2 protein-coding genes and 1 pseudogene are annotated in these 2,035 nt (G+C 69.7%); all 3 read left to right on the top strand.

Features of this window, described 5'->3' with window-relative positions:
• Positions 1–401: pseudogene (locus ABZS66_RS61490) on the top strand (hypothetical protein); the annotation flags it as partial.
• 217 nt (positions 402–618) lie between these two features.
• Positions 619–1,266, top strand: a complete 648-nt coding sequence (locus ABZS66_RS61485) for a hypothetical protein (protein WP_354774224.1) — start codon at positions 619–621, stop codon at positions 1,264–1,266.
• 153 nt (positions 1,267–1,419) lie between these two features.
• On the top strand, positions 1,420–2,035 hold a 616-nt coding region (locus ABZS66_RS61480; RefSeq protein ID WP_354774222.1), incomplete at its 3' end, for a GGDEF domain-containing protein.

Genomic DNA, 2,035 nt, shown 5'->3' with positions numbered 1-2,035 from the left:
TCTGGCACCAGGTCGTCGCCGGCACGCGGCCCGCCCAGCCGTACTGGACCTTCCTCGACCGGCACCTGGCCAATCCGCGCACGTACCCCCTCGCCACCGCGCAGGCGCAGTACCTCGCCCAGCCGCGCGTCGCGAGCATGCTCACCTACAACGCCCTGCCCAACAAGGTCATGGCGCTGCCCACCAGCCATCTGGAGGCGTTCCAGACCGGCCTGCAGGGCTACAGCTACTACGGCTGGCTGTGCGCCGTTCCCGGTGATGCAGTCGTCTGCCTCGACGGCACGTACCTCGCCGCCGACAACGACCGCCACGCCACCCAGATCGCCTACCTCGCCGAAGCGAACCGGCACATCACCGCCCTCGCCGGGCCCGACAACCTCGTCGCCTGCTGCACCCGCTAACCGCAGCGTGCCAACCCAAGCCGCGCGTCGGGTGAACCGGGACCGGTTCGCCCGACGGCACACCCATCCCAGGAACCAGGAGGTTTGATCGTGGCCATCGTTGTGTCATCTCGCCTGCACCGCCTCAATCAGCGCGGTCGTCACACCGCTTACGCAGACAGCTTCGTCGTCCCCGCGTGCTGGATTCGGACCGGCCTCGTATGCATGCACGACCGCCGTGACTACGACATGGCTACTGTGCGTCAACTCGTCGGCGCGCCTGTTGCTTTCGACCTTCGACTGGTGCGCCGCGGTACCTTCCGGGACCAGCGACGTGGTATGGCAGCGGCGGACGTGCCGCTCGGCTCGCGAAAAGCTGCACTTCGCCGCCCGGGTCGACGAGTTCGACGTCGCCGCCACCCGCGAACGCGGCGCCGAGCACGCAGCCGACCGATACATGCTCTGGCTCGACGTGGTCCGGGGCACATCGCGGGCCGACGCTTGGGCGCCGCAGGCACACCGCATCGGTGCCGACGGCCAGAGCCTGGATGCCGCCCGCCGCGCGTTCCTGCGTCAGCTCCGTGTCGAGGCCATGCTGCGCCACAACCGTACGCATCCGCCCGTCCTGCTGGACCTGGACGAACTGGACGCCTTTCAGGCCGGCAAGCGCACCTACGTCACCTATCACCGGCTGGCGGCGACGGTCGGGGACGCCCTCGTCACCGGCCTGAACCACGAGCCGATGCGCGCCCGCAGCCCGCTGCTGTCGCAGCGCCTGGGCTACCTCACCGCCGCCAACGCCCGCCTCGCCACACTCGAAACCGCAGCGATACTCGCGTTCCGCCGAGCAGATCCTCTCGCCGGGGAAACCTACCCCGCCTGGTAGCTGACCCCCGGTGTGTTCGCTCGTCACCCGGTTTCTGCGCCCCACTGATCCCAGTACACGCACATACCCACGCAGGCGAACCGGACCTCGGTTCGTCTGCGTTGCCGTGCCTGCGTTTCCGGCCTCGTCCCTCCGACCGAAGGAGAACCCTGCATGTACCTCACCCGATCGGTGACCGCCAGGCGCTGGATTTCGCCCGCCACTACCGCATTCCTGCTGTCCATCGTCCCGTCGCTGCTGCTCACCGGCCACGCAGCGCTGTCAGCTGCGATCGCCGTGGCTGGCCTCGCCCAGCAGGCGATCCTTCTGGCCCTCTCCAACGACCGTGCTGCTCGTGCCGAGCAGCGCATCGCCGAACTGGAGGCGGACCTCGCGGTCGCGAACGTGGACCCGGTCACCGGGCTCGCGGTGCGCCGGGTCGCCGAGCAGCACATCTTCGACGCCGCCGGCACCGACGTGACCGTCGCCCTCATCGACGTCGACGGCATGCACGACATCAACACCGTCCACACCCACGACGGTGGCGACCTGTACCTCGCGCAGCTCGCCGACCGGCTCGTCCGTGCCGCCGAATCGGGCGATCTCGTCGCCCGCCTCGGCGGCGACGAGTTCGTCGTCGTCACCGAGCGGGACCCGCAGGCCCTCGCCTGGTCCCTCACCGCGGCAGTCGCGCCGCCGGTCACGATCGGCACGATCACGCTGCCGATGCGCGTCAGCATCGGCGTCTGCCGCACCCTCGGCGGTGATCCGCACACCGCCTTTGGCCGGG

The sequence above is a fragment of the Dactylosporangium sp. NPDC005572 genome (genome assembly GCF_040605515.1).
Classification (GTDB): domain Bacteria; phylum Actinomycetota; class Actinomycetes; order Mycobacteriales; family Micromonosporaceae; genus Dactylosporangium.
This window is presented reverse-complemented; position numbering and strand designations above follow the sequence as displayed.